18 protein-coding genes are annotated in these 20,953 nt (G+C 69.1%); 11 read left to right on the top strand and 7 right to left on the bottom strand.

Translation table 11 applies throughout. The features are described 5' to 3' along the window. Positions 1–3 precede the first annotated feature (3 nt). Positions 4–564 carry an HNH endonuclease gene (locus INQ48_07680; GenBank protein ID QRF59102.1) on the bottom strand — a complete coding sequence of 187 codons (561 nt, stop codon included), beginning with the start codon at positions 562–564 and terminating at the stop codon, positions 4–6. A 168-nt stretch (positions 565–732) separates the two neighbouring features. Between INQ48_07680 and INQ48_07675 the strand changes: the two genes are divergently transcribed. The 10 genes from INQ48_07675 to INQ48_07630 all read left to right on the top strand — a co-directional run bounded on the left by INQ48_07675 (position 733) and on the right by INQ48_07630 (position 12,848). After that, positions 733–1,770 (top strand): bifunctional riboflavin kinase/FAD synthetase, encoded by a 1,038-nt coding sequence (locus tag INQ48_07675; protein QRF59101.1) that lies wholly within the window; start codon positions 733–735, stop codon positions 1,768–1,770. A 122-nt stretch (positions 1,771–1,892) separates the two neighbouring features. Beyond that, on the top strand, positions 1,893–4,745 hold the full coding sequence (gene ileS / locus INQ48_07670) for an isoleucine--tRNA ligase (GenBank protein ID QRF59100.1): 2,853 nt from the start codon (positions 1,893–1,895) through the stop codon (positions 4,743–4,745). Then, complete coding sequence (locus tag INQ48_07665; protein QRF59099.1) at positions 4,745–5,257, top strand: lipoprotein signal peptidase; 513 nt, start codon at positions 4,745–4,747, stop codon at positions 5,255–5,257. Before ileS ends, INQ48_07665 begins: the two co-directional genes overlap by 1 nt. Positions 5,258–5,411: 154 nt before the next feature. Beyond that, entirely contained in the window at positions 5,412–6,431 is a 1,020-nt protein-coding gene (locus INQ48_07660; GenBank protein ID QRF59098.1) for a LacI family DNA-binding transcriptional regulator, read from the top strand. Positions 6,432–6,482: 51 nt separating this feature from the next. Next, on the top strand, positions 6,483–7,496 hold the full coding sequence (locus INQ48_07655) for an ABC transporter substrate-binding protein (GenBank protein ID QRF59097.1): 1,014 nt from the start codon (positions 6,483–6,485) through the stop codon (positions 7,494–7,496). Positions 7,497–7,511: 15 nt separating this feature from the next. Next, entirely contained in the window at positions 7,512–8,363 is an 852-nt protein-coding gene (locus INQ48_07650) for an ABC transporter permease (protein QRF59096.1), read from the top strand. Positions 8,364–8,370: 7 nt separating this feature from the next. Further along, the gene (locus INQ48_07645; GenBank protein ID QRF59095.1) at positions 8,371–9,171 is read left to right on the top strand and encodes an ABC transporter permease subunit; all 801 of its coding nucleotides are present in this window, start codon (positions 8,371–8,373) and stop codon (positions 9,169–9,171) included. Further along, a complete protein-coding gene (locus tag INQ48_07640) occupies positions 9,161–10,234 on the top strand; it encodes an ABC transporter ATP-binding protein (GenBank protein ID QRF59094.1) in 1,074 nt (357 codons plus the stop codon). Before INQ48_07645 ends, INQ48_07640 begins: the two co-directional genes overlap by 11 nt. Further along, positions 10,231–11,094 carry a phosphodiesterase gene (locus INQ48_07635; GenBank protein ID QRF59093.1) on the top strand — a complete coding sequence of 288 codons (864 nt, stop codon included), beginning with the start codon at positions 10,231–10,233 and terminating at the stop codon, positions 11,092–11,094. The genes INQ48_07640 and INQ48_07635 overlap by 4 nt, the downstream gene beginning before the upstream one ends. A 92-nt stretch (positions 11,095–11,186) precedes the next feature. Next, a complete protein-coding gene (locus INQ48_07630) occupies positions 11,187–12,848 on the top strand; it encodes a Na/Pi cotransporter family protein (GenBank protein QRF59092.1) in 1,662 nt (553 codons plus the stop codon). Positions 12,849–13,672: 824 nt separating this feature from the next. Here the strand turns inward: INQ48_07630 and INQ48_07625 are convergent. From INQ48_07625 to INQ48_07615, 3 genes are all read right to left on the bottom strand, one after another. Beyond that, the gene (locus INQ48_07625) at positions 13,673–14,689 is read right to left on the bottom strand and encodes a bile acid:sodium symporter (GenBank protein QRF59091.1); all 1,017 of its coding nucleotides are present in this window, start codon (positions 14,687–14,689) and stop codon (positions 13,673–13,675) included. 71 nt (positions 14,690–14,760) lie between these two features. Continuing rightward, positions 14,761–15,216, bottom strand: coding sequence for a response regulator (locus INQ48_07620; protein QRF59090.1), 456 nt, complete (start codon positions 15,214–15,216; stop codon positions 14,761–14,763). A gap of 132 nt (positions 15,217–15,348) precedes the next feature. Then, on the bottom strand, positions 15,349–16,335 hold the full coding sequence (locus INQ48_07615) for a quinone oxidoreductase (GenBank protein ID QRF59089.1): 987 nt from the start codon (positions 16,333–16,335) through the stop codon (positions 15,349–15,351). Between the two features lie 103 nt (positions 16,336–16,438). On the opposite strand from INQ48_07615, the gene INQ48_07610 reads away from it, so the two are divergent. After that, a complete protein-coding gene (locus INQ48_07610) occupies positions 16,439–17,344 on the top strand; it encodes a DMT family transporter (GenBank protein QRF59088.1) in 906 nt (301 codons plus the stop codon). Position 17,345: 1 nt separating this feature from the next. On the opposite strand, the gene INQ48_07605 is transcribed toward INQ48_07610, so the two are convergent. Genes INQ48_07605 through INQ48_07595 form a run of 3 tightly spaced genes read right to left on the bottom strand, consistent with a single transcriptional unit; the run spans position 17,346 to position 20,950 of the window. Further along, complete coding sequence (locus tag INQ48_07605) at positions 17,346–19,118, bottom strand: hypothetical protein (protein ID QRF59087.1); 1,773 nt, start codon at positions 19,116–19,118, stop codon at positions 17,346–17,348. A 46-nt stretch (positions 19,119–19,164) separates the two neighbouring features. Next, positions 19,165–19,965 (bottom strand): SDR family oxidoreductase, encoded by an 801-nt coding sequence (locus INQ48_07600; GenBank protein ID QRF59086.1) that lies wholly within the window; start codon positions 19,963–19,965, stop codon positions 19,165–19,167. 40 nt (positions 19,966–20,005) lie between these two features. Beyond that, complete coding sequence (locus tag INQ48_07595; GenBank protein QRF59085.1) at positions 20,006–20,950, bottom strand: DMT family transporter; 945 nt, start codon at positions 20,948–20,950, stop codon at positions 20,006–20,008. Positions 20,951–20,953: the final 3 nt, after the last annotated feature.

The raw sequence follows: 20,953 nt of genomic DNA, 5'->3' as shown, positions 1-20,953 counted from the left end.
CAGCTAGCTGTCGTGCAGCCGCGAGCTCTGCGGCAGGTGCGCCATCAGGAATTCCATCTGGTCCGCCAGGATGCGGCGGTTGCGCAGGATGAAGTCCTCCCAGAGGCTGGGCACGTAGGGCGCGTACAAGAGCGGCATGTTGGCCTGCTCGGGGGTGCGGCTGCTCTTGCGGTGGTTGCAGGGCTTGCAGGCCGTGACCACGTTCATCCAGGTGTCGATGCCGCGCTGCGCGAACGGAATGATGTGCTCGCGGGTCAGCTCGTCTTCGTGGAAGTGGCCGCCGCAGTAGGCGCACACGTTGCGGTCGCGCGCGAACAGCTTGCTGTTGGTGAGCCCCGGGCGCTGGGTGAAGGGGTTGATGCGCGGCACGCCCTTGGTGCCGATGATGCTGTTGACGGCAATCTGCGACTGCTCGCCCGTCATCGCGTTGTGGCCGCCGCGGAACAGGGCCACCTGGCCGCCAGCCTCCCAGCGGACTTCGTCCGCTGCATAGTGGATCACCGCCTGTTCGAGCGAAATCCACGACTGGGGCAGCCCTTGGGCCGACAGCTTCAAGACCTTCACCACACGCCTCCTCGACAGAACGAAAGAAACACGGAGAGACCCGGGACACGGAGCGCGTCGGCGACCTCGCGGATCGGCGCACTGCGTCACAATATACCGGCTTTGTGACAAAACGGCCTGATGAGCCCATTCGGCGGGCGACAGGCGCTATCAAAAAGATATTCACCCATGCAGGTTTTCCGCGGCTTCCGGCACCCGGGCGTGGCTCCGGCCTGCGCCTTGACCATCGGCAATTTCGACGGCGTCCACCGCGGCCACCAGGCCATGCTGGCGCTCCTGCAGACCGAGGCGCGGCAACGCGGCCTGCCGAGCTGCGTGCTGACCTTCGAGCCCCATCCGCGCGACTATTTCGCCGCGCTCGCGAAGAAGCCCGAACTCGCGCCGGCGCGCATCGGCACGCTGCGCGACAAGCTCGGCGAGCTGGCCGCCTGCGGCGTGGCGCAGACCGTGGTGCTGCCCTTCGATGCCCGGCTCGCTTCGCAGTCGCCCGAGGAATTCATCCAGAACGTGCTGGTCGACGGCCTGGGCGCGCGCTACGTGCTGGTGGGCGACGACTTCCGCTTCGGCGCCCGGCGCGCGGGCGACTACGCCATGCTCGACGCGGCCGGCGATGCCCGCGGCTTCGACGTCGCGCGCATGAACAGCTACGAGGTGCACGGCCTGCGCGTGTCGAGCTCGGCCGTGCGCGAGGCGCTGGCCGAAGGCCGCATGGCCGACGCCCAGACCCTGCTGGGCCGGCCCTACGCCATCTCGGGCCACGTGGTGCACGGGCGCAAGCTGGGCCGCGCGCTCGGCGCTTCGGCACCGGGGCAGGACGACGGCTTCCGCACCCTCAACCTGCGCTTCAAGCACTGGAAACCCGCGGCCAGCGGCATCTTCGTGGTGCTGGTGCATGGCCTGTCCGAGCGGCCGCTGCCCGGCGTCGCCAACCTCGGCGTGCGGCCCTCGCTCGACCCGAACGACGTCAATGCCGGCCGGGTCCTGCTCGAGACCCACTGCCTCGAGTGGCCCTCTCACCTGGGCGCCGAAGGGGCCTACGGTAAAATCGTGCGCGTGGAACTGCTGCACAAATTGCACGACGAATTGCGCTACACCAGCCTCGAAGCCCTCACCGCGGGCATCGCGAAGGATGGACGCGACGCGCGTGCCTTCTTTGCATCCACCCACGCAGAAACCCACCGCCAGACCACGCGCGATCGAATTTAGCCCTGCACGCTCCGTGCTGCCGCCCTTCGACAAGCTCAGGGCGAACGGCTTTTCTTCCGCACCGACGCCCTTTGTGCCGTTCGGGCTGAGCCTGTCGAAGCCCACTGTTTCGCACCCCCAACATGTCTGACGCTGCTGCCCCCACCGATTACCGTTCCACGCTGAACCTGCCCGACACCCCCTTCCCGATGCGCGGCGACCTGCCCAAGCGCGAACCGGGCTGGGTCAAGGAATGGAACGACGCCGAGCACGGCACCTACCACCGCCTGCGCCTGGCCCGCCGCGGCGCGCCCAAGTTCATCCTGCACGACGGCCCGCCCTACGCCAACGGCCAGATCCACATGGGCCACGCGGTGAACAAGATCCTGAAGGACATGATCACCAAGGCGCGCCAGCTCGAGGGCTACGACGCGCTCTACGTGCCGGGCTGGGACTGCCACGGCCTGCCGATCGAGAACGCCATCGAGAAGCAGTACGGCCGCAACCTGAGCCGCGACGAGATGCAGGCCAAGAGCCGCGCCTACGCCACCGAGCAGATCGCGCAGCAGATGGCCGACTTCCAGCGCCTGGGCGTGCTGGGCGAATGGGACCATCCCTACAAGACCATGGACTTCGCCAACGAGGCCGGCGAGCTGCGCGCGTTCAAGCGCGTGATCGAGCGCGGCTTCGTCTACCGCGGCCTGAAGCCGGTCTACTGGTGCTTCGACTGCGGTTCCTCGCTGGCCGAGTTCGAGATCGAATACGCCGACAAGAAGAGCCAGACCATCGACGTGGCCTTCAAGGCGCACGAGCGCGAGAAGGTGCTCGCCGCCTTCGGCCGGCCCGATGCGCTGGGCGACGTCTTCGCGGTCATCTGGACCACCACCGCCTGGACCATCCCGGCCAACCAGGCGCTCAACCTCAATCCCGAGCTCGAGTACGCGCTGGTCGACACCGAGCGCGGCCTGCTGATCCTGGCCGCCTCGCTGGTCGAGATGTGCATGACGCGCTATGCGCTCGACGGCAAGGTGATCGCCACCGTCAAGGGCGAGGCGCTCGGCGGGCTCGAGTTCGAGCATCCGCTGTACGACGTGGACGCGGGCTACCGCCGCCTGTCGCCGATCTACCTGGCCGATTACGCCACCGCCACCGACGGCACCGGCCTGGTCCACTCCTCGCCCGCCTACGGCCTGGACGACTTCAACTCCTGCGTCGCCCATGGCGTGGCCTACGACGACATCCTGAACCCGGTGCAGGGCAACGGCAGCTACGCGCCCGATTTCCCGCTGTTCGGCGGCCAGAACATCTGGAAGGCCGTGCCGGTGATCATCGCCGCGCTGCGCGATGCCAACCGCCTGCTGACCACCGAGACCATCAGCCACAGCTACCCGCATTGCTGGCGCCACAAGACGCCGGTGATCTACCGCGCCGCGGCCCAGTGGTTCATCCGCATGGACGAGGGCGAGGGCGTGTTCACCAAGGACAAGGCGCCCAAGACGCTGCGCCAGACCGCGCTCGACGCGATCGAAGAGACCAGCTTCTATCCGGAGAACGGCAAGGCCCGCCTGCACGACATGATCGCCGGCCGGCCCGACTGGTGCATCAGCCGCCAGCGCAGCTGGGGCGTGCCGATCCCGTTCTTCCTGCACAAGGATTCGGGCGAGCTGCATCCGCGCACGATGGAGATCCTCGACCAGGCCGCCGACATCGTCGAGAAGGGCGGCATCGAGGCCTGGAGCCGCGTGACGGTCGAAGAGATCCTCGGCGCCGAGGATGCGCCGAGCTACACCAAGAGCACCGACATCCTCGAGGTGTGGTTCGACTCGGGCTCGACCTTCTATCACGTGCTGCGCGGCACGCACCCCACGGTGCACCACGAGACCGGCCCCGAGGCCGACCTCTACCTCGAGGGCCACGACCAGCATCGCGGCTGGTTCCACTCGTCGCTGCTGCTGGCCTGCGCGCTCGAAGACCGCGCGCCCTACAAGGGCCTGCTCACGCACGGCTTCACCGTCGATGCCAAGGGCATCAAGATGAGCAAGTCGCTCAAGAACGGCATCGATCCGCAGGAGATCAGCAACAAGCTGGGCTCGGAGATCATCCGCCTGTGGGTGGCCGCGAGCGACTATTCGGGCGACATCGCGGGCGACGACAAGATCCTCGCGCGCGTGGTCGACGCCTACCGCCGCATCCGCAACACGCTGCGCTTCCTGCTGGCCAACACCAGCGACTTCGACGTCGCGAAGGACGCGCTGCCCCTGTCGGAGCTGTTCGAGATCGACCGCTACGCGCTCGCGCGCGCCGCGCAGTTCCAGGACGAGATCCTCGCGCACTACAAGGTGTACGAGTTCCACCCGGTGGTCGCCAAGCTGCAGATCTACTGCTCGGAAGACCTCGGCGGCTTCTACCTCGACATCCTGAAGGACCGCCTCTACACCACCGCGCCCGGCTCGCGCGCGCGCCGCAGCGCGCAGACCGCGCTGTGGCACATCGCGCAGGCGATGCTGCGCTGGATGGCGCCGTTCCTGAGCTTCACGGCCGAGGAGGCCTGGAAGCTCGTCGGCACCGGCGCGCCCGGCGACTCGATCTTCACCCAGACCTACAGCCGCTTCGACGCGCCCGACGAAGCCCTGCTCGCCAAGTGGGGCCGCATCCGCGAGATCCGCGACGCGGTCAACAAGGAAATCGAGACGGTGCGCGCCGACGGCAAGGTCGGCTCCTCGCTGCAGGCCAACCTGCGCGTGACGGCACCGGCCGAGGACTTCGCGCTGCTGGGTTCGCTCGGCGAGGACCTGAAGTTCGTCTTCATCGCCTCGGCGATCGAGCTGGCCGCGGGCGAGGCGCTGGCCACGGCGGTCGTGCCGAGCACGGCGCAGAAATGCGAGCGCTGCTGGCATTACCGCGAGGACGTGGGCCACGACCCGGCCCATCCGACGATCTGCGGTCGCTGCACCAGCAACCTGTTCGGCGCCGGCGAATCGAGGAGCTTCGCCTGATGGCCGCCACCCGCACCGTCTCGGCCTCGCGCTCGCGCGGCACCGGCATCTGGCCCTGGCTCGCGCTGGCGCTGATCATCGTGATCATCGACCAGTTCACCAAGACGCTGATCCTCGGCTACTACAAGCTCGGCGACGCCACCTACGTCACCAGCTTCTTCAACGTCGTGCGCGCGCACAACACGGGCGCGGCCTTCTCGTTCCTGGCCGACCATTCGGGCTGGCAGCGCTGGCTGTTCACCGGCATCGGCGTGGCGGCGGCCGTGTTCATCGTCTGGATGCTGAAGTCGCACGCGGGCCAGAAGCTGTTCTCGTTCGCCATGGCCTGCATCCTGGGCGGCGCCATCGGCAACGTGGTCGACCGGATGATGCACGGCTACGTGGTGGACTTCCTGAGCTTCCACGCGGGCGGCTGGTACTTCCCGGCCTTCAACGCGGCCGACAGCGCGATCACGCTCGGCGCGATCTGCCTGATCCTCGACGAGATCCGCAGGGTGCGGCGCGGCAAGTAGCGGCCCACCGTCTTTTTTGCTCCCTTGAAGGGCGCGCCGGGATTCCCGGCGCGCCCTTCGCGCATTCGGGCGCACGGGTTTTCATCGATCCCGCGCTGTCATGGCGAGGTCATACTGCCGCGGTCCAATGTAATCGATTACATAGCACCCACCGATGAGCATACAGGCAGTCGCGGCCAAGGCCGGCGTGTCCGTCGCCACCGTCTCGCGCGTCTTCAATTTCCCCGACAAGGTCAGCGGCGCCACGCGCGACCTGGTCGAGCGCGCGGCGCGCGAGCTCGACTACCTGCCGAACGCCAGCGCTCGCACGCTGCGCACCCAGCGCAGCCGCGTGCTCGGCGTGGTGCTGCCCACGCTGCTGAACCCCACCTTCGCCGAATGCCTGCAGGGCATCGCGCAGGCGGCCGTGGCGGGCGGCTACGCGATCATTCCCGTCACCACCGGCTACAGGCTCGACGAGGAGGAACGCGCGGTCCACATGCTCTTGGCCGGCAATGTCGACGGCCTGATCCTCGTGGTCTCCAACCCCTCGACCTCGAAGGCGCTCGAGCGGCTGCGTGCCCAGCGCGTGCCCTACGTGCTGGCTTACAACCGCCATCCCGCGCATCCCTGCGTCACGGTCGACAACGAGGCCGCCGTCGCCGACGCGGTGGCCCGGCTGGTGCTCTTGGGCCACCGGCGCATCGCGATGGTCAGCGGCACGCTGGCGGCCTCCGACCGCGCGCAGCAGCGCTACCGCGGCTACCAGAAGGGCATGGCCGACGCGGGCCTCAAGCCGCAGCCGCTGGTCGAGGTGCCCTTCGTCGAGAGCGCGGTCGACCGGCTCGCGCGGCTGCTGCAGTTGCGCCACCGGCCCAGCGCGCTGGTCTGCTCGAACGACCTGCTGGCCATCCGCAGCATCCGCGCCGCGCACCGCAGCGGCCTGGCCGTGCCCGCCGACCTCAGCGTGATCGGCTTCGACGGCATCGCGCTCGGCGAGGACCTCACGCCCGCGCTCAGCACCATCGCGCAGCCCAACAGCGACATCGGCCGCCACGGCGTCGAGCTGCTGATCCAGGCCATGGCCGGCGGCGGCGCGCTCGACGCCGACGCCAGCCTGCTGCTGCCCCACGTGTTCCGCGACGGCGAATCGTGCGCCGCCGCGCCCGACGGCGACCCGGGCGACATCGCCTGACGCCCTTTTCTCCCGACCGCTTCAACCCACCCCGCCACAGGAGCTTCTCCCATGTCCTCTTCCTTGCGCCACATCGCGCGCCTCGGCCTGCTCGCCGCCGCGCTCGTCGGCGGCAGCGCCGCCTTCGCGCAGACCGCCATCTGCTACAACTGCCCGACCGAATGGGCCGACTGGGGCACCCAGCTGAAGGCAATCAAGGCCAAGACCGGCATCACCGTGCCGCCCGACAACAAGAACTCGGGCCAGTCGCTCGCGCAGATGGCGGCCGAGAAGGCCAGCCCGGTGGCCGACGTCACCTACCTCGGCGTGACCTTCGCGGTGCAGGCCGCCAAGGACGGCCTGGTCGAGCCCTACAAGCCGGCCGCCTGGAAGGACATCCCCGACGGCCTCAAGGACCCTGCCGGCAACTGGTTCACCATCCACTCGGGCACGCTGGGCTTCATGGTCAACGTCGACGCGCTCAAGGGCAAGCCGGTCCCGAAGTCATGGGCCGACCTGCTCAAGCCCGAGTACAAGGGCCTGATCGGCTACCTCGACCCGGCCTCGGCCTTCGTCGGCTACGTCGGCGCGGTCGCGGTGAACGAGGCGCGCGGCGGCACGCTCGACAACTTCAAGCCGGCCATCGACTACTTCAAGGCGCTGCAGAAGAACGAGCCGATCGTGCCCAAGCAGACCTCGTACGCGCGCGTGCTCTCGGGCGAGATCGCGATCCTGCTCGACTACGACTTCAACGCCTACCGCGCGAAGTACAAGGACAAGGCCAACGTCGCCTTCGTGATCCCGAGCGAAGGCACGCTGGCCGTGCCCTACGTGATGAGCCTGGTGGCCAAGGCGCCGCACGCGGCCGACGCCAAGAAGGTGCTGGACTTCACGCTGTCCGACGAGGGCCAGGCGATCTGGGCCAAGGCCTACCTGCGCCCGGTGCGCGCCGGCGCGATGCCCAAGGAGATCGAGGCCCAGTTCCTGCCCGCGAGCGACTACGCGCGCGCCAAGAGCGTGGACTACGGCCGCATGGCCGCGGCGCAGCGCGCCTTCTCCGACGAGTACCTGAAGGAAGTGCGCTGAGCCGAACCGCATGAGATGACGCAGGCCACCGCCACGATGCCTTCGGACGGCGCCTCCGGCGTCTGGACCCCGCGCTGGCGGCTGCTGGCCTGCGCCCTGCCCGCGGCCGCCTTCTTCGCGGCCTTCTGGCTGCTGCCGGTGGTGCGGCTGCTCGCGCTGCCCGCCGACAAGGGCTGGGCCACCTACTTCGCCGTGCTGACCGACGCGCGCTACCTGCAGAGCATGGCCAACACCGTGCTGCTGTCGGCGGCGGTCACGCTGGCCACGCTGGTGCTCGGCGCGGCCGTGGGCATCTACCTCGCGCGCCATGCCTTCTGGGGCCGGCGCGTGCTGCTGTCGCTGCTCACCTTGCCGCTGTCCTTTCCGGGCGTGATCATCGGCTTCTTCGTGATCCTGCTCGGCGGCCGCCAGGGCGTGGTGGCGAGCCTGAGCGACGCCCTGATCGGCGAGCGCATCACCTTCGCCTACGGCCTGCTCGGGCTGTTCCTGGCCTACCTGTACTTCTCGCTGCCACGCGCCATCGCCACCTACGCGGCCGCGGCCGAGGCCATGAACCTGCAGCTCGAGGAAGCCGCGCGCTCGCTTGGCGCCTCGCGGCTGCGCGTGGCGCGCGACGTGTGGATGCCCGAACTCGCGCCCACCACGCTGGCCTGCGGCGCGATCCTGTTCGCGACCTCGATGGGCGCCTTCGGCACCGCCTTCACGCTCGCGAGCAAGTTCGAGGTGATCCCGATCACCATCTACAACGAGTTCACCAACTACGCGAACTTCGCGCTCGCGGCCTCGCTGTCGATCGCGCTCGGCCTCGTGACCTGGCTGGTGCTGTTCGCCGCGCGCCGCTTCGGCGCGAACCCAGTCGCACGCTGAGGCCGCCATGCGAACGAACACCCGGCCCCAGGCCCCCTTCCTGCTCGCGATCACGCTGGTCGTGAGCCTGTTCATGATCGCGCCGATGCTGCTGTCGGTGATGGCCGGCCTGGTCAACAACTACAGCACCGGCCTGAAGAGCGGCCTCACCCTGCGCTGGCTCGGCGAGGTGTGGGAGAACTACGGCGGCACCGTCGGCTGGTCGCTCGCGCTGGCCGCAGCCTGCGTCGCCTGCACCGTGCTGCTCGGCGTGCCCTGCGCCTATGCGCTGGCGCGCAGCCGCTCGCGCGCGGCCCATGTCTTCGAGGAACTGCTGACCCTGCCGGTCGCGGTGCCGGGCCTGGCGACCGCGCTCGCGCTGATCCTCGCCTACGGCCAGCTCACGGCCTTCCGCCAGAGCTTCGCCTTCATCCTGGTCGGCCACGTCGTGTTCACGCTGCCCTTCATGGTGCGCACCGTGAGCTCGGCCTTCCAGCGCCACGAGCTGCTCGCGCTCGAGGAAGCCGCGCGCACGCTGGGCGCGAGCTTCCGCCAGCGCTTCATGGGCATCCTGGTGCCGGCCGTGTTCCCCGCCATCGTGGCCGGCAGCCTGATGGTGTTCACGCTCTCGGTGGGCGAGTTCAACCTCACCTGGATGCTGCACACCCCGCTCACGCGCACCCTGCCCGTGGGCCTGGCCGACAGCTATGCCTCGATGCGCATCGAGATCGGCTCGGCCTACACGCTGGTCTTCTTCGCCGTCATCCTCCCCGTGCTGTGGGGCCTGCAATACCTCGCCCACCTGATCCAGAAACGCCATGGAACTTGAACGCGTCCCCATCGACATCGCCCACTGCGCCAAGACCTATGCCGACGGCACGCGCGGCCTGCAGCCCACCGACCTCCAGGTGGAGGCCGGCGAGGTGCTGGCGCTGCTCGGCCCCTCGGGCTGCGGCAAGACCACGCTGCTGCGGCTGATCGCGGGCCTGGAAACGCCCGATGCCGGCAGCCGCATCGCCTTCGGCGGCCAGGACGTGACGCAGCGCCCGGTCGAGCAGCGCGGCGTGGGCATGGTGTTCCAGAGCTACGCGCTGTTCCCGCAGATGACGGTGGCGGCCAACATCGGCTATGGCCTGCGCATCCGCGGCGTGGCGCCCGCCGAGGAGAAGCGCGCCGTCGGCGAACTGGTCGACCTGGTGCGCCTGGGCGGCCTCGAGGCCAAGCGCCCGGCCGAGCTCTCGGGCGGCCAGCGCCAGCGCGTGGCGCTCGCGCGCGCGGTGGCGGTGCGCCCGCGCGTGCTGCTGCTCGACGAGCCGCTGGCCGCGCTCGACGCCAAGCTCAAGGAGTCGCTGCGCGACGAGCTCGCCGAGTTGCTGCGGCGGCTGCACATCACCGCCGTGCATGTCACGCACGACCAGCAGGAGGCGCTGGCCATCGCCGACCGGCTCGCCGTGATGCAGGCCGGCCGCATCGTGCAGGTGGGCCGCGGCGAGGACCTCTACCGCGCGCCCTCCCATCCCTTCGTGGCCGAATTCCTGGGCCGCGTGAACCGCCTGCAGCGCACGCCCGAGGCGCTGCGCGAAGACGTCGTGCGGCTCGGCGGCAGCGCCCTGCCCTGCCCCGGCGCCTGGCGCGACCGCGCCATGCTGCTGGTGCGCCCCGAGGACATCGAGGTCGGCCCCGCGCAGCCCGCGCGCCCCGGCTGGGGCACGGCCACGGTCGAGCGCCGCACCTTCCTCGGCGACCGCGTGCAGCTGCAGCTGCGCGTGGCCGACCAGCCGCAGATGCTGCTGGCCGACACCGCGCGCGACACGCCCTACGGCATCGGCGATGCCGTCGCGCTTCGCATCCACCCCGACCGATTGATGAGCCCGCAGGACACCCGCGCATGACCGCCACCACCCAAGACACCTTCCTGGTCCAGCTCACCGACCTGCACATCCGCGAGCCGGGCCGGCTGGCCTATGGCCGCATCGACACCGCGCCCTACCTCGCGCGCGCGGTGCGATCGGTGCTCGCGCTGCGGCAGTCGCCCGACGCGGTGGTGATCACCGGCGACCTCACCGACTTCGGCCGCGCCGCCGAGTACGAGCACCTCGCGCGCCTGCTGGCGCCGCTCGAGGCGCGGGGCATCCCCGTCCACCTGATGCCCGGCAACCACGACGACCGCGACCAGCTGCGCCGCAGCTTCCCGGGCCACGCCTACCTCGGCGACGGCGGCGACAGCGACGGCTTCGTGCAGTACGCGTTGAACGTCGGGCCGCTGCGGATGATCGCGCTCGATACCGTGGTGCCCGGCGCCAGCCATGGCGCGCTGTGCGAGAAGCGGCTGGCCTGGCTCGAGGCCCGGCTCGGCGAGAGCCGGCGCGAGCCGGTGGTGGTGGCGATGCACCATCCGCCGTTCCAGACCCTGATCGGCCACATGGACGAGATCGGCCTGCTCGAGGGCGCCGCGGAACTCGAGGCCCTGATTGCGCGTCATTCCAATGTGGAACGCGTGATCTGCGGCCACCTGCACCGCGCCATCGACGTGCGCTTCGGCGGCACCCTGGCCTCGACCGCGCCCGCGCCCGCGCACCAGGTCTGCCTGGACCTCGCGCCCGACGCGGCCTCGGCCTGGACGCTCGAGCCCCCGGGCTTCCGCGTGCATGCCTGGTCGCCCACGGCCGGCCGGCTGGTCACGCACCTCGCGGCCTCGGGGCATTTCGAGGGGCCGTATCCGTTCCACGACAACGGCGCGTTGATCGATTAGGACCCCGCTGGCCTGCTCCGGCCACATGTGGAGAATGGGGGGTCGACGCAAAACCGAAACAGAACGAAAAGAAAGGATCAAGCCCGACACCCATGAAGCATCTTCTGAACCTGCTGGCGGCCGTCGCCCTGCTGGTGTGGGGCACGCACCTCGTGCGCACCGGCGTTCTTCGCGTGTTCGGCGCCAATTTGCGCAAGATCCTCGTGCAGAGCATGCGCAACCGATTCACGGCCGCCCTCTCGGGCATCGGCGTCACGGCCCTGGTGCAATCGAGCACCGCCACCTCGCTGATGACCTCCTCCTTCGTCGGCCAGGGCCTGATCACCCTGCCCGCGGCGCTGGCGGTGATGCGCGGCGCCGACGTGGGCACGGCGCTGATCTCGGTGCTGTTCTCGGCCGACCTGTCCTGGCTCTCGCCGATGTTCATCTTCGTGGGCGTGGTGCTGTTCATCAGCCGCCCGGCCAGCGTGGCCGGCCGCATCGGCCGCGTCTTCATCGGCCTGGGCCTGATGCTCCTGGCGCTCCAGCTGGTGGTCGAAGCCACCGAGCCGCTGTTCTCCTCGCAGGCGGTGCGCGCGGTGCTGGCCTCGATCAGCAGCGACGTGCTGCTCGAGATCACCATCGGCTCCGTGCTCGCGATCGCTTCGTACTCGAGCCTCGCGGTGGTGCTGCTGGTGGCGACCATGGCCAATTCGAACGTGGTGCCGCTCGACGTCGCGCTCGGCCTGGTGCTCGGCGCCAACCTCGGCAGCGGCCTGCTCGCGGTGCTGACCACGGCCAAGTCGGCGATTCCGGTGCGCCAGGTGACCATCGGCAACCTGCTGTTCAAGGCCCTGGGCGTGGCGGTGGTCGCGCCCTTCGTCGGCCTCTGGCTGCGCTACGTGCAGCCGCAGCTGCCGACGCCCACGCATGGCGTGGTGCTGTTCCACCTGGCCTTCAACATCATCATCAGCATCGGCTTCATCGGCCTCACGCAGACGGTGGCGAAGCTGGTGACGCGCATGCTGCCCGAGCCCGCGCCCTCGACCGCCTCGCTGCGGCCGCACCACCTCGATCCTTCGGCGCTGTCGACGCCCACGCTCGCGATCTCGAATGCCGCGCGCGAGGCGCTGCACCAGGCCGACATCGTGGAGACGATGCTGATCGGCGTGCTCGACGTGATCCGCCGCAACGACCTCAAGCTCGCGCAGGAGCTGCGCCAGCTCGACGACACCGTGGACGAGCTCTATTCGGCGATCAAGTACTACATGACGCGCATCTCGCGCGAGGCCCTCGGCGAGGAGGAGAGCCGGCGCTGGACGGACATCATCAGCTTCACGATCAACATGGAGCAGATCGGGGACATCATCGAGCGGGTGATCCAGGACGTGGAGGACAAGAAGATCAAGCCGCAGCGCAACTTCTCGGAAGCGGGCATGGCGGAGATCGTCGAGCTGCACGGGCGGCTGGTGGCGAATCTGCGGCTGTCGATGAGCGTGTTCCTGAACGGGAATGTTCGGGATGCGCAGAAGCTGCTCGAGGAGAAGGCTCGGTTTCGGGATCTGGAGCGGGCCTATGCGACGACGCACCTGGATCGGTTGTCGGATCGGACGACGTTGAGCATCGAGACCAGTTCATTGCATATCGATCTGATCAGCGATCTGAAGCGGATCAATTCGCATATCTGTTCTATTGCTTATCCGATTCTGGAGTCGGCTGGGGCGTTGGCGCCTTCTCGGTTGAAAGAGTCTCGTCTTGGGAAGATCGAAGGGTAGGGTTCTTTTTTTAGGCCGTAGGCCGGGACTCGCCCCGGCGGGCGACTCACTTTTCTTGTCTCGCCAAGAAAAGTAAGCAAAAGAAGGCGACCCCGCTGTCTGTGTCCCTCCGCTTCGCTGCGGGCAACCTGCGGTGCTCGGGGAAAGCGGGGGTCCGCAGAACTCGCTGCACTTCGTTCCGCTCAGACAGCTGCGGCCCTGATCCCGCTTTCCCCTGCGCTCCTCGGCACAGCCAGAGGGGGGTGATTCGGGCCTTTGCTTCGCTCGGCCACACGACATCCGCTCGGGCCATCGCTTCGCTCGGCTTCGGGTCTTGCTCCCTCTCCCTCTGGGAGAGGGCTGGGGTGAGGGCTCCGGGCGGTGGATACCGTCAAACCCTTGGTGAGGCCCGGTGCCCTCACCCTAGCCCTCTCCCAGAGGGAGAGGGGACAAGACAAACACAAGGCCGAGCGAAGCGATGGCCCGAGCGACATTGCAAGGCCGAGCGAAGCGATGGCCCGAGCGACATTGCAAGGCCGAGCGAAGCAATGGCCCGAGCGGCATTCCAAGGCCGAGCGAAGCAAAGGCCCGACCCACCCCCTCTGGCTGCGCCGAGGAGCGCAGCGTTTCGCGGATAAGGGCTCGCAGCTGTTTGAGCGCAGCGCAGCGGAGCGAGTTCTGCGAGACCCCGCGAAACGCGAGCACCGCAGGTTGCCCGCAGCGAAGCGGAGGGACGCAGACAGTGGGTCGCCTTTTCTTTGGTTACTTTCTTTTGGCGAAGCAAAAGAAAGTGACTCGCCCGCCGGGGCGAATTCCCGGCTCCTGCCTCAAAAAAAAGCAACCCGCTATTTAGAGGAAGCAGCAGCCCCAACAGCAGAAGGCTCAGCAACCCCAGCCTCCCGCCGCGCATACCTCTGCGCCAACACAGCACAAACCATCAACTGCATCTGATGAAACAACATCAGCGGCAAAACGATAGCGCCCACAGCATGCGAGGCGAACAGAACCTTCGCCATAGGAATCCCGCTAGCCAGACTCTTCTTCGACCCACAGAACACGATAGTGATCTCGTCTTCAGTATCGAAGCCCAGCTTGCGCGCCAACAAGGTAGTCAGGCTCAACGCCAAAGCCAGGATCACCGCACACACGACCAGCAACCCCACCAGCGCATGCATCGGCACCTGCCGCCACAACCCCTCGATCACCGCCGCACTGAATGCCGTATAGACCACCAGCAGGATCGACCCCTGGTCCACGAACTTCAGCACCGACGCACGCCGCTTCACCCAGCCCCCGATCCACGGCCGCAGCAGATGCCCCGCCGCGAACGGCACCATCAGCTGCAGCAGGATCCGCCCGATCGCATCGAGCGACGACGACGCCGCATGCCCGCCGTGCGGCAGTACCACCAGCCCCACCAGCACCGGCGTCACGAACACCCCCAGCAGCGTCGAGGCCGAGGCGCTGCAGATCGCCGCCGGCATGTTGCCGCGCGCCATCGCCGTGAAGGCGATCGCCGACTGCACGGTCGCGGGCAGCACGCACAGGTAGAGCACGCCGGTGTAGAGCTCGGGCGTGACCAGCGGCACCAGCACCGGCTTCAACGCCAGCCCGAGCAGCGGGAACAGCACGAAGGTGCTCGCGAACACCAGCAGGTGCAGCCGCCAGTGGGTGATGCCCTCGAGGATCGCCTCGCGCGAGAGCTTGGCGCCGTGCAGGAAGAACAGCAGGCCGATGGCCACCGTGGTCAGGCCCTCGAAGAACTGGGCGGGACGGCCGCTGGCGGGGACGAGGCTCGCGAGGGTGACGACCAACAGCAGGGCGAGGGTGAAGTTGTCGGGCAGGAGACGGGAACGGGACATGGAAAGGCAAAGCGCGACCGACCCCGGGACAGGGACGATCGCTCGAATTAGGGATTACCCGTATTTTCGCGCTAGTGCGCCGTCGAGGCGGCGGGGCGCGAAGAAGGCGACGCGGACGGTGGGGGATAGCCCGTGGCGGTGGCCGTGAAGCGCGCCTGGCGGCAGCGCAGGCAGAAGTCGATCAGGTCGTCGACCTCGGTCGCCTTGTCGAACACGGCATCGGCGCCGAGCTGCAGGCAGCGGCGGCGCATGTCGGGCGTGGCGTGGTTGCTCAGCACCACCATCTTCTGCGATGGGTCGCGGTGGCGGCAGGCCTGAAGCACGCTGAGGCCGGTGCCGTCTTTCAGAAACAGGTCGATGATCGCCAGGTCCCACGCCGCCATGTTGCGCGTGAGCCAGCGCGTGCTCTCGGCCTCGGTGTCGGCCAGGCCGACCGGATCGACCCGCGCCACCTCGCGCAGGGTGCCCACGAGGTTCTCGCGGATGGTGGGGTTGTCTTCGACGATGAAGGTGCGGACGGTGCTCATGGCGGCAGGCGGCGATCCCGCGAAGAGGCGGGACGGCGGCGGGGCTTCGTTGCCAACGAGGCTACAAAGTGCTCCCGCCACAAGACGCAGGCATGACACCCCTGCCCGGGTAGGACAAGGCCGGGGTGACGCTCAGAGCGTGAGGATGGTGCAGCCCGTGGTCTTGCGCGCCTCGAGGTCGCGGTGCGCCTGCTGCACGTCGGCCAGCGCATAGCGCTGCACGATCGGGATCTTCACCGCGCCGCTCTGCACGATGGCGAACAGGTCGTCCGCCATCGCCTGCGTGCTCTCGCGCGTGGCCAGGTGCGAGAACAGCGTGGGACGCGTCAGGTACAGCGAGCCCTTCGAGGCCAGCACGCCGAGGTTCACCGGCGGCACCGGGCCCGAGCCGTTGCCGAACACGGCCAGCAGGCCGAAGGGACGCAGGCAGTCGATCGAGCCTTCGAAGGTGTCCTTGCCGACCGAGTCGTAGACCACCTTCACGCCCTTGCCGCCGGTGATCTCCTTGACGCGGGCGGCGAAGTTCTCGCTGCTGTAGTTGAGGGCATGCGCCGCGCCGTGGTCCAGCGCGAGCTGGCACTTGGCGTCGCTGCCGGCGGTGCCGATCAGCTGCAGGCCCAGCGCCTTGGCCCACTGGCAGGCGATCAGGCCGACGCCGCCGGCCGCGGCATGGAACAGCACGAAGTCGCCGGCCTGCAGGCCCTCGGCCGGCAGCGTCTTCTTCAGCAGGTACTGCGTGGTCAGGCCCTTGAGCATCATGGCCGCGCCGGTCTCGAAGGAGATGTCGTCGGGCAGCTTGCAGACGCACTTGGCGGGCATCACGCGCAGCTCGCTGTAGGCACCGGGCGGCTGGCTCGCATAGGCGGCGCGGTCGCCGGCCTTCAGGTGCGTGACGCCCTCGCCCACCGCCTCGACCACGCCCGCGGCTTCCATGCCCAGCTGCAGCGGCATCTGGAACGGATAAAGCCCGCTGCGCTGGTAGGTGTCGATGAAGTTCAGGCCCACGGCCTTGTGGCGGATGCGGATCTCGCCGGGGCCGGGCTCGCCGACCTCGACCTCGACGATCTTCAGTTCCTCGGGACCGCCATGGCGGTCGATACGAACGGCTTTGCTCAACATCGGTGCTGTCTCCACGCGCGAAAAAAGAAGAGGCGCATCCTGCCATGTTTGGGGTTTCCGCGGCGACACGGGTCATTGCATCCAGCCGTTAGAGTCGGCGCCCATGTCACAGCCGCAGCGCCTCACGCCACTGACCGTCCTCCTGCTCGTCGTGCCGCCGCTGCTGTGGGCCGGCAACGCGGTGGTCGGCCGGCTGGTGCGCGAACTGGTGTCGCCGCTCACGCTGAACTTCGTGCGCTGGGTCATCGCCTTCGTGCTGCTGCTGCCGCTCGCGGCCGCGGTGCTGCGGCCCGCGAGCCCGCTGTGGGCGCACTGGAGGCGCTATGCGCTGCTGGGCCTGCTGGGCATCGGCCTGTACAACGCCTTCCAGTACCTGGCGCTGCAGACCTCGACGCCGATCAACGTGACGCTGGTGGGCTCGAGCCTGCCGCTGTGGATGCTGGCGGTGGGCAGCCTGTTCTTCGGCGCCCGCCCGCATGGGCGCGCGATCGGCGGCGCGCTGCTGTCGATGCTCGGCGTGCTGCTGGTACTCAGCCGCGGCGAATGGCGCCAGCTGCTGGCGCTGCGGCTGGTGCCGGGCGACCTCTACATGATCCTGGGCACCATCGCATGGGCCTTCTACAGCTGGCTGCTCGCGCGCACGCACGAGCCCGCCGCGCTGCGGCGCGACTGGGCCGCGTTCCTGATGGCGCAGCTGGTGTTCGGCGTCGCCTGGTCGGGCACGTTCGCGGCCGGCGAATGGGCGCTGACGCCGGCCCACCTCGACCTGGGCTGGCCGCTGGTCGCCGCCATGGCCTTCATCGGCATCGGCCCGGCCGTGCTGGCCTACCGGTGCTGGGGCAGCGGCGTGCAGCGCGCGGGCCCGCAGGTGGCCGGCATCTTCATGAACCTCACGCCGCTGTTCGCGGCCGTGATGTCGGCGGCCTTCCTGCGCGAGGCGCCGCACTGGTACCACGGCGCGGCCTTCGTGCTGATCGTGGGCGGGATCGTGGTGTCGGCGCGGCGCTGAATCACTGGCGCGGGGCGAACAGGTGCGCCAGCGTGGGCTGCGCCGCGAGCCAGCGCGGCGCCTCCTCGCGCCCCACCAGTCGCCAGACATAGCCGGGTCGGCCGTAGAGATCGCGGCCCGAGGCCAGCAGCGCGGGAATGTCGAGCGCCTCGAGCAGCTCGGGCCGGTTGTATTCCTGGTGCGCGAAGCCGCGGATCTTGGCGCGCACCGCCTCCTCGTCCATCGCGAGGTACGACAGGTGCCAGCCCGCGTCGTCGATCAGCCGCGCGGGCTGGGCGCCGCTGCGCACGCGCAGGCGCAGCTGGTCGGGCGTGAGGCCATCGAGCCGCGCGCGCGTGGCCGCCACGGTCCAGATCGCCGCGGCCTCGGGGCCCTGCACGTTGCGGTAGTCGGCGTAGAAGTAATAGAAGGCCTGGCGCAGCCCGAAGACCTCGTGGCGGCGGTCGTCGCGCATGGCGCGAACGACGTCGGCGCGCGGTATCTCGTCGGCGTCGGAGACCATCACCAGGTCGTGCGGCGCCGCGTCGTGCAGGCCGCGCAGGATCTGGTTGCGCTGGAATTTCTCGCGGATCCAGAAGCCCGATGTCGGCGTGTCGGCATGCCAGTCGCCGGGCACGGCGATCGCATCGGCCGCCGCGTCGACCTCGGGCATGTCGTGCACCGCCACATGGCGGATGCGCGGCAGGAAGGCCGCAATGCACGGATCGGCGGCATCGAAGCGCAGCGGCTTGGGCGCGCCGGTGAAGCTGCGGTCGGCCTCCACCAGCACGAAGCAGTCGACCACCTCGTCGAGCTCGTGCAGCCGCGCCGCGAGGACGTCGGCCTCGCCGTTGTAGGTGAAGCAGTCGTAGACCCTGCGCGTGGGGCCCTGCGACACGGCCACGGCCTGACGCGCCTCGAGCGGGAACTCGACGCGGTAGCCGCGGCGCTCGAACATCGCCAGCAGGTCGCGCTCGCCGTACCAGCCGTCGAGCTCCGACAGCGGCACCAGCGAACGCACCGTGGGCGGCGACAGCGACACCAGCCGGCGCACCTTCGAGTGATGACCGAAGATCTTCAGCGCATCGAAGCCATGGTGCAGCTGCGGGCCCGCATGCTCGATCGCGAACTCGCGCGCCAGCTCGACCGGCGCGAAGCGCAGGCCCCGGGCCTCGAGCGCGGGCCGCAGCACCCCCGTCAGCTGGACGTCCTCCAGCAGCGGGTTGTGATGCCAGTGCATCCGCAGCGGCTCGCCCTCGAGCGCATCGGGCGGCGGAATCTCGACGCGGATCTCGGGATGGTCGACCAGCGCGCGCAGGAAGCGCCGGCTGCGCAGGCTGAAGCCGCCGTTGAGCACCGGCGTGACGCGGTGGTCGGGCCGCGCGTACTCGTCGGCCCATTCGAAGCGGTTGCGCCAATAGGCCGGCCCCCGCGGCGGCTCGATGCGCGCGAGGTGGATCGGCGCGCCGATGCAGTCGTGGTCGAGGAAGGCCTCGTTCCAGTTGGCCGCGTCGAGCACCCAGCCGTCTTCCTGCACGATCAGCGCGAACTCGGTGTCCACCAGGCGCCAGAGCGCGAACATGATGAACCAGCTGTACTCGTGGTAGTCGAGCGGCGCGATCGCGCGGTGCGCGATGCCGCGGCCCAGGTCGGGCGGCGCCTGCGGGCTGCACAGCAGCGCGCGCGCGCCGGGCATCTGCGCCAGGCTCAGCGCGAGCGCCATGGCGGCGCCGCGTGCATCCGGCAGGCCGGTGACGGACACCAGCGTGATCTCTTGAAACGACTCCCTGCTCATCCTCTTGCCCCGCGAATTCTTCGGCTCGCGTGATGCCTGGTCCGGCTCAGTAGGTGCCCGGGTAGGCACCGCCGTCGGCCAGCACGTTCTGGCCGGTCATGTAGCCGGCCTGCACGCTGCACAGGAAGGCGCAGATGGCGCCGAACTCGGCGGGCGTGCCGAAGCGGCGCGCGGGCACGGCCTTCTTGCGGTTCTCCCACACGGTGTCGAAGTCCAGGCCCGACTTCTGCGCCGCGCCGCTCATCGTGCCCTTGAGGCGATCGGTCTCGAAGGAACCGGGCAGCAGGTTGTTGATGGTCACGCCCTTGCCGGCAACGCTGCTGCGCGCCACGCCGGCGACGAAGCCGGTGAGGCCGCTGCGCGCGCCGTTCGACAGGCCCAGCACTTCGATCGGCGACTTCACCGAGCTCGAGGTGATGTTGACGATGCGACCGAAGCCGCGCTCGGCCATGCCGTCGACCGTGGCCTTGATGAGCTCGATCGGCGTGAGCATGTTGGCGTCGACCGCCTTGATCCAGTCCTCGCGCTCCCAGTTGCGGAAGTCGCCGGGCGGCGGGCCACCGGCATTGGTGACCACGATGTCGAAGGCATGGCCCAGCGCGAACACGGCGGCGCGGCCGGCCTCGGTCGTGATGTCGGCCGCCACGGCCTTGACGAAGGGCGCGGGCGTGCCCGCCGCGGTGGCCGCGTCGGCCAGTTGCTTGGCCGCAGCCTCGAGCGCCTCGGCGCCGCGCGCCACGATCACCACGTTGACGCCCTCGCGCACCAGCGCCTCGGCGCAGCCGTAGCCCAACCCCTTGCTCGCGCCGCACACCAGCGCGGTCTTGCCTGCAATGCCCAGATCCATTTGTTCGACTCCAGAAGAGAAAAAATAAAGCGCGGTGGCCTCAGCGGCCCTTGCGCGTGAAAACGAAGATGCCCGCGATCACCAGCGCCGTGCCGGCGGCGATCCAGGCCGTGAACGGCTCGCCGAGTATGACCACGCCCATGAGGATGGTCGACAGGGGCCCGATCATGCCGGTCTGGGCGGCGATGGCCGGCCCGATGCGCTCGATCGCCATCATCACCATCAGCACCGGCACCGCGGTGCACAGGGTGGCGTTGAGCACCGACAGCCAGATCACCTCGGGCGCCACCTGCAGCGCCGCGGCTAGCGGGCGCAGCAGCGCGAACTGCGCGAGGCAGAACAGGCAGGCCACCGTGGTCGCGAGGCCCACCAGCCGCAGCGAACCCAGGCGCTGCACGAATTCGCCGCTGTAGACCAGGTAGCCCGCATAGCTCACCGCGCTGAGGAACACCAGGAACGCGCCCCAGGCCGCCGCGAGGCCGCCGCCCTTGCTCTCGCCGGCCAGGAGCTCGTGGCCGAAGACCAGCAGCACGCCCGCGTAGCTGATGACCATGCCGATCAGTTGCGGCCGCGTGACGCGGCGGCGGTACAGCACCCAGCCGAAGAACAGCACCAGCGTGGGATTGAGATAGAGGATCAGCCGCTCGAAGCTGGCCGAGATGTAGGCCAGCCCGGCGAAGTCCAGGAAGCTCGCAAGGTAGTAGCCCGAGAAGCCCAGCCCGATCACGCCGAGCCAGTCGCGAAAGCTCAGGGCGGGCTTGCCGCGGCCGGCCCACCAGGCCATGAGCGCGAACAGCGGCAGCGCGAACAGCATGCGCAGCATGATCAGCGTCACGGCATCGACGCCATGGCGGTAGGCCAGCTTGACGATGATCGCCTTGCCGCTGAACGCGATCGCGCCCAGCGAGGCGAGGACGAGGCCGGGCGCGATGCTCTTCGCGCTGTCTGGAAGGGGAATGCCGGTGCTCGCGGCCGTCTTGGTCATCCC

The organism is Variovorax paradoxus, from assembly GCA_016806145.1.
Lineage (GTDB): Bacteria > Pseudomonadota > Gammaproteobacteria > Burkholderiales > Burkholderiaceae_C > Variovorax.
This window is presented reverse-complemented; position numbering and strand designations above follow the sequence as displayed.

Excerpts from the sequence above, each read along its gene's own strand:
- INQ48_07605 (QRF59087.1), bottom strand. The coding sequence starts at position 19,118 with ATGAGCAGGGAGTCGTTTCAAGAGATCACGCTGGTGTCCGTCACCGGC.
- INQ48_07660 (QRF59098.1), top strand. The coding sequence starts at position 5,412 with ATGAGCATACAGGCAGTCGCGGCCAAGGCCGGCGTGTCCGTCGCCACC.
- INQ48_07620 (QRF59090.1), bottom strand. The coding sequence starts at position 15,216 with ATGAGCACCGTCCGCACCTTCATCGTCGAAGACAACCCCACCATCCGC.
- INQ48_07600 (QRF59086.1), bottom strand. The coding sequence starts at position 19,965 with ATGGATCTGGGCATTGCAGGCAAGACCGCGCTGGTGTGCGGCGCGAGC.
- INQ48_07665 (QRF59099.1), top strand. The coding sequence starts at position 4,745 with ATGGCCGCCACCCGCACCGTCTCGGCCTCGCGCTCGCGCGGCACCGGC.
- INQ48_07640 (QRF59094.1), top strand. The coding sequence starts at position 9,161 with ATGGAACTTGAACGCGTCCCCATCGACATCGCCCACTGCGCCAAGACC.
- INQ48_07595 (QRF59085.1), bottom strand. The coding sequence starts at position 20,950 with ATGACCAAGACGGCCGCGAGCACCGGCATTCCCCTTCCAGACAGCGCG.
- INQ48_07615 (QRF59089.1), bottom strand. The coding sequence starts at position 16,335 with ATGTTGAGCAAAGCCGTTCGTATCGACCGCCATGGCGGTCCCGAGGAA.
- INQ48_07675 (QRF59101.1), top strand. The coding sequence starts at position 733 with ATGCAGGTTTTCCGCGGCTTCCGGCACCCGGGCGTGGCTCCGGCCTGC.
- INQ48_07630 (QRF59092.1), top strand. The coding sequence starts at position 11,187 with ATGAAGCATCTTCTGAACCTGCTGGCGGCCGTCGCCCTGCTGGTGTGG.
- INQ48_07655 (QRF59097.1), top strand. The coding sequence starts at position 6,483 with ATGTCCTCTTCCTTGCGCCACATCGCGCGCCTCGGCCTGCTCGCCGCC.
- INQ48_07645 (QRF59095.1), top strand. The coding sequence starts at position 8,371 with ATGCGAACGAACACCCGGCCCCAGGCCCCCTTCCTGCTCGCGATCACG.
- INQ48_07610 (QRF59088.1), top strand. The coding sequence starts at position 16,439 with ATGTCACAGCCGCAGCGCCTCACGCCACTGACCGTCCTCCTGCTCGTC.
- INQ48_07625 (QRF59091.1), bottom strand. The coding sequence starts at position 14,689 with ATGTCCCGTTCCCGTCTCCTGCCCGACAACTTCACCCTCGCCCTGCTG.
- INQ48_07650 (QRF59096.1), top strand. The coding sequence starts at position 7,512 with ATGACGCAGGCCACCGCCACGATGCCTTCGGACGGCGCCTCCGGCGTC.
- ileS (QRF59100.1), top strand. The coding sequence starts at position 1,893 with ATGTCTGACGCTGCTGCCCCCACCGATTACCGTTCCACGCTGAACCTG.
- INQ48_07635 (QRF59093.1), top strand. The coding sequence starts at position 10,231 with ATGACCGCCACCACCCAAGACACCTTCCTGGTCCAGCTCACCGACCTG.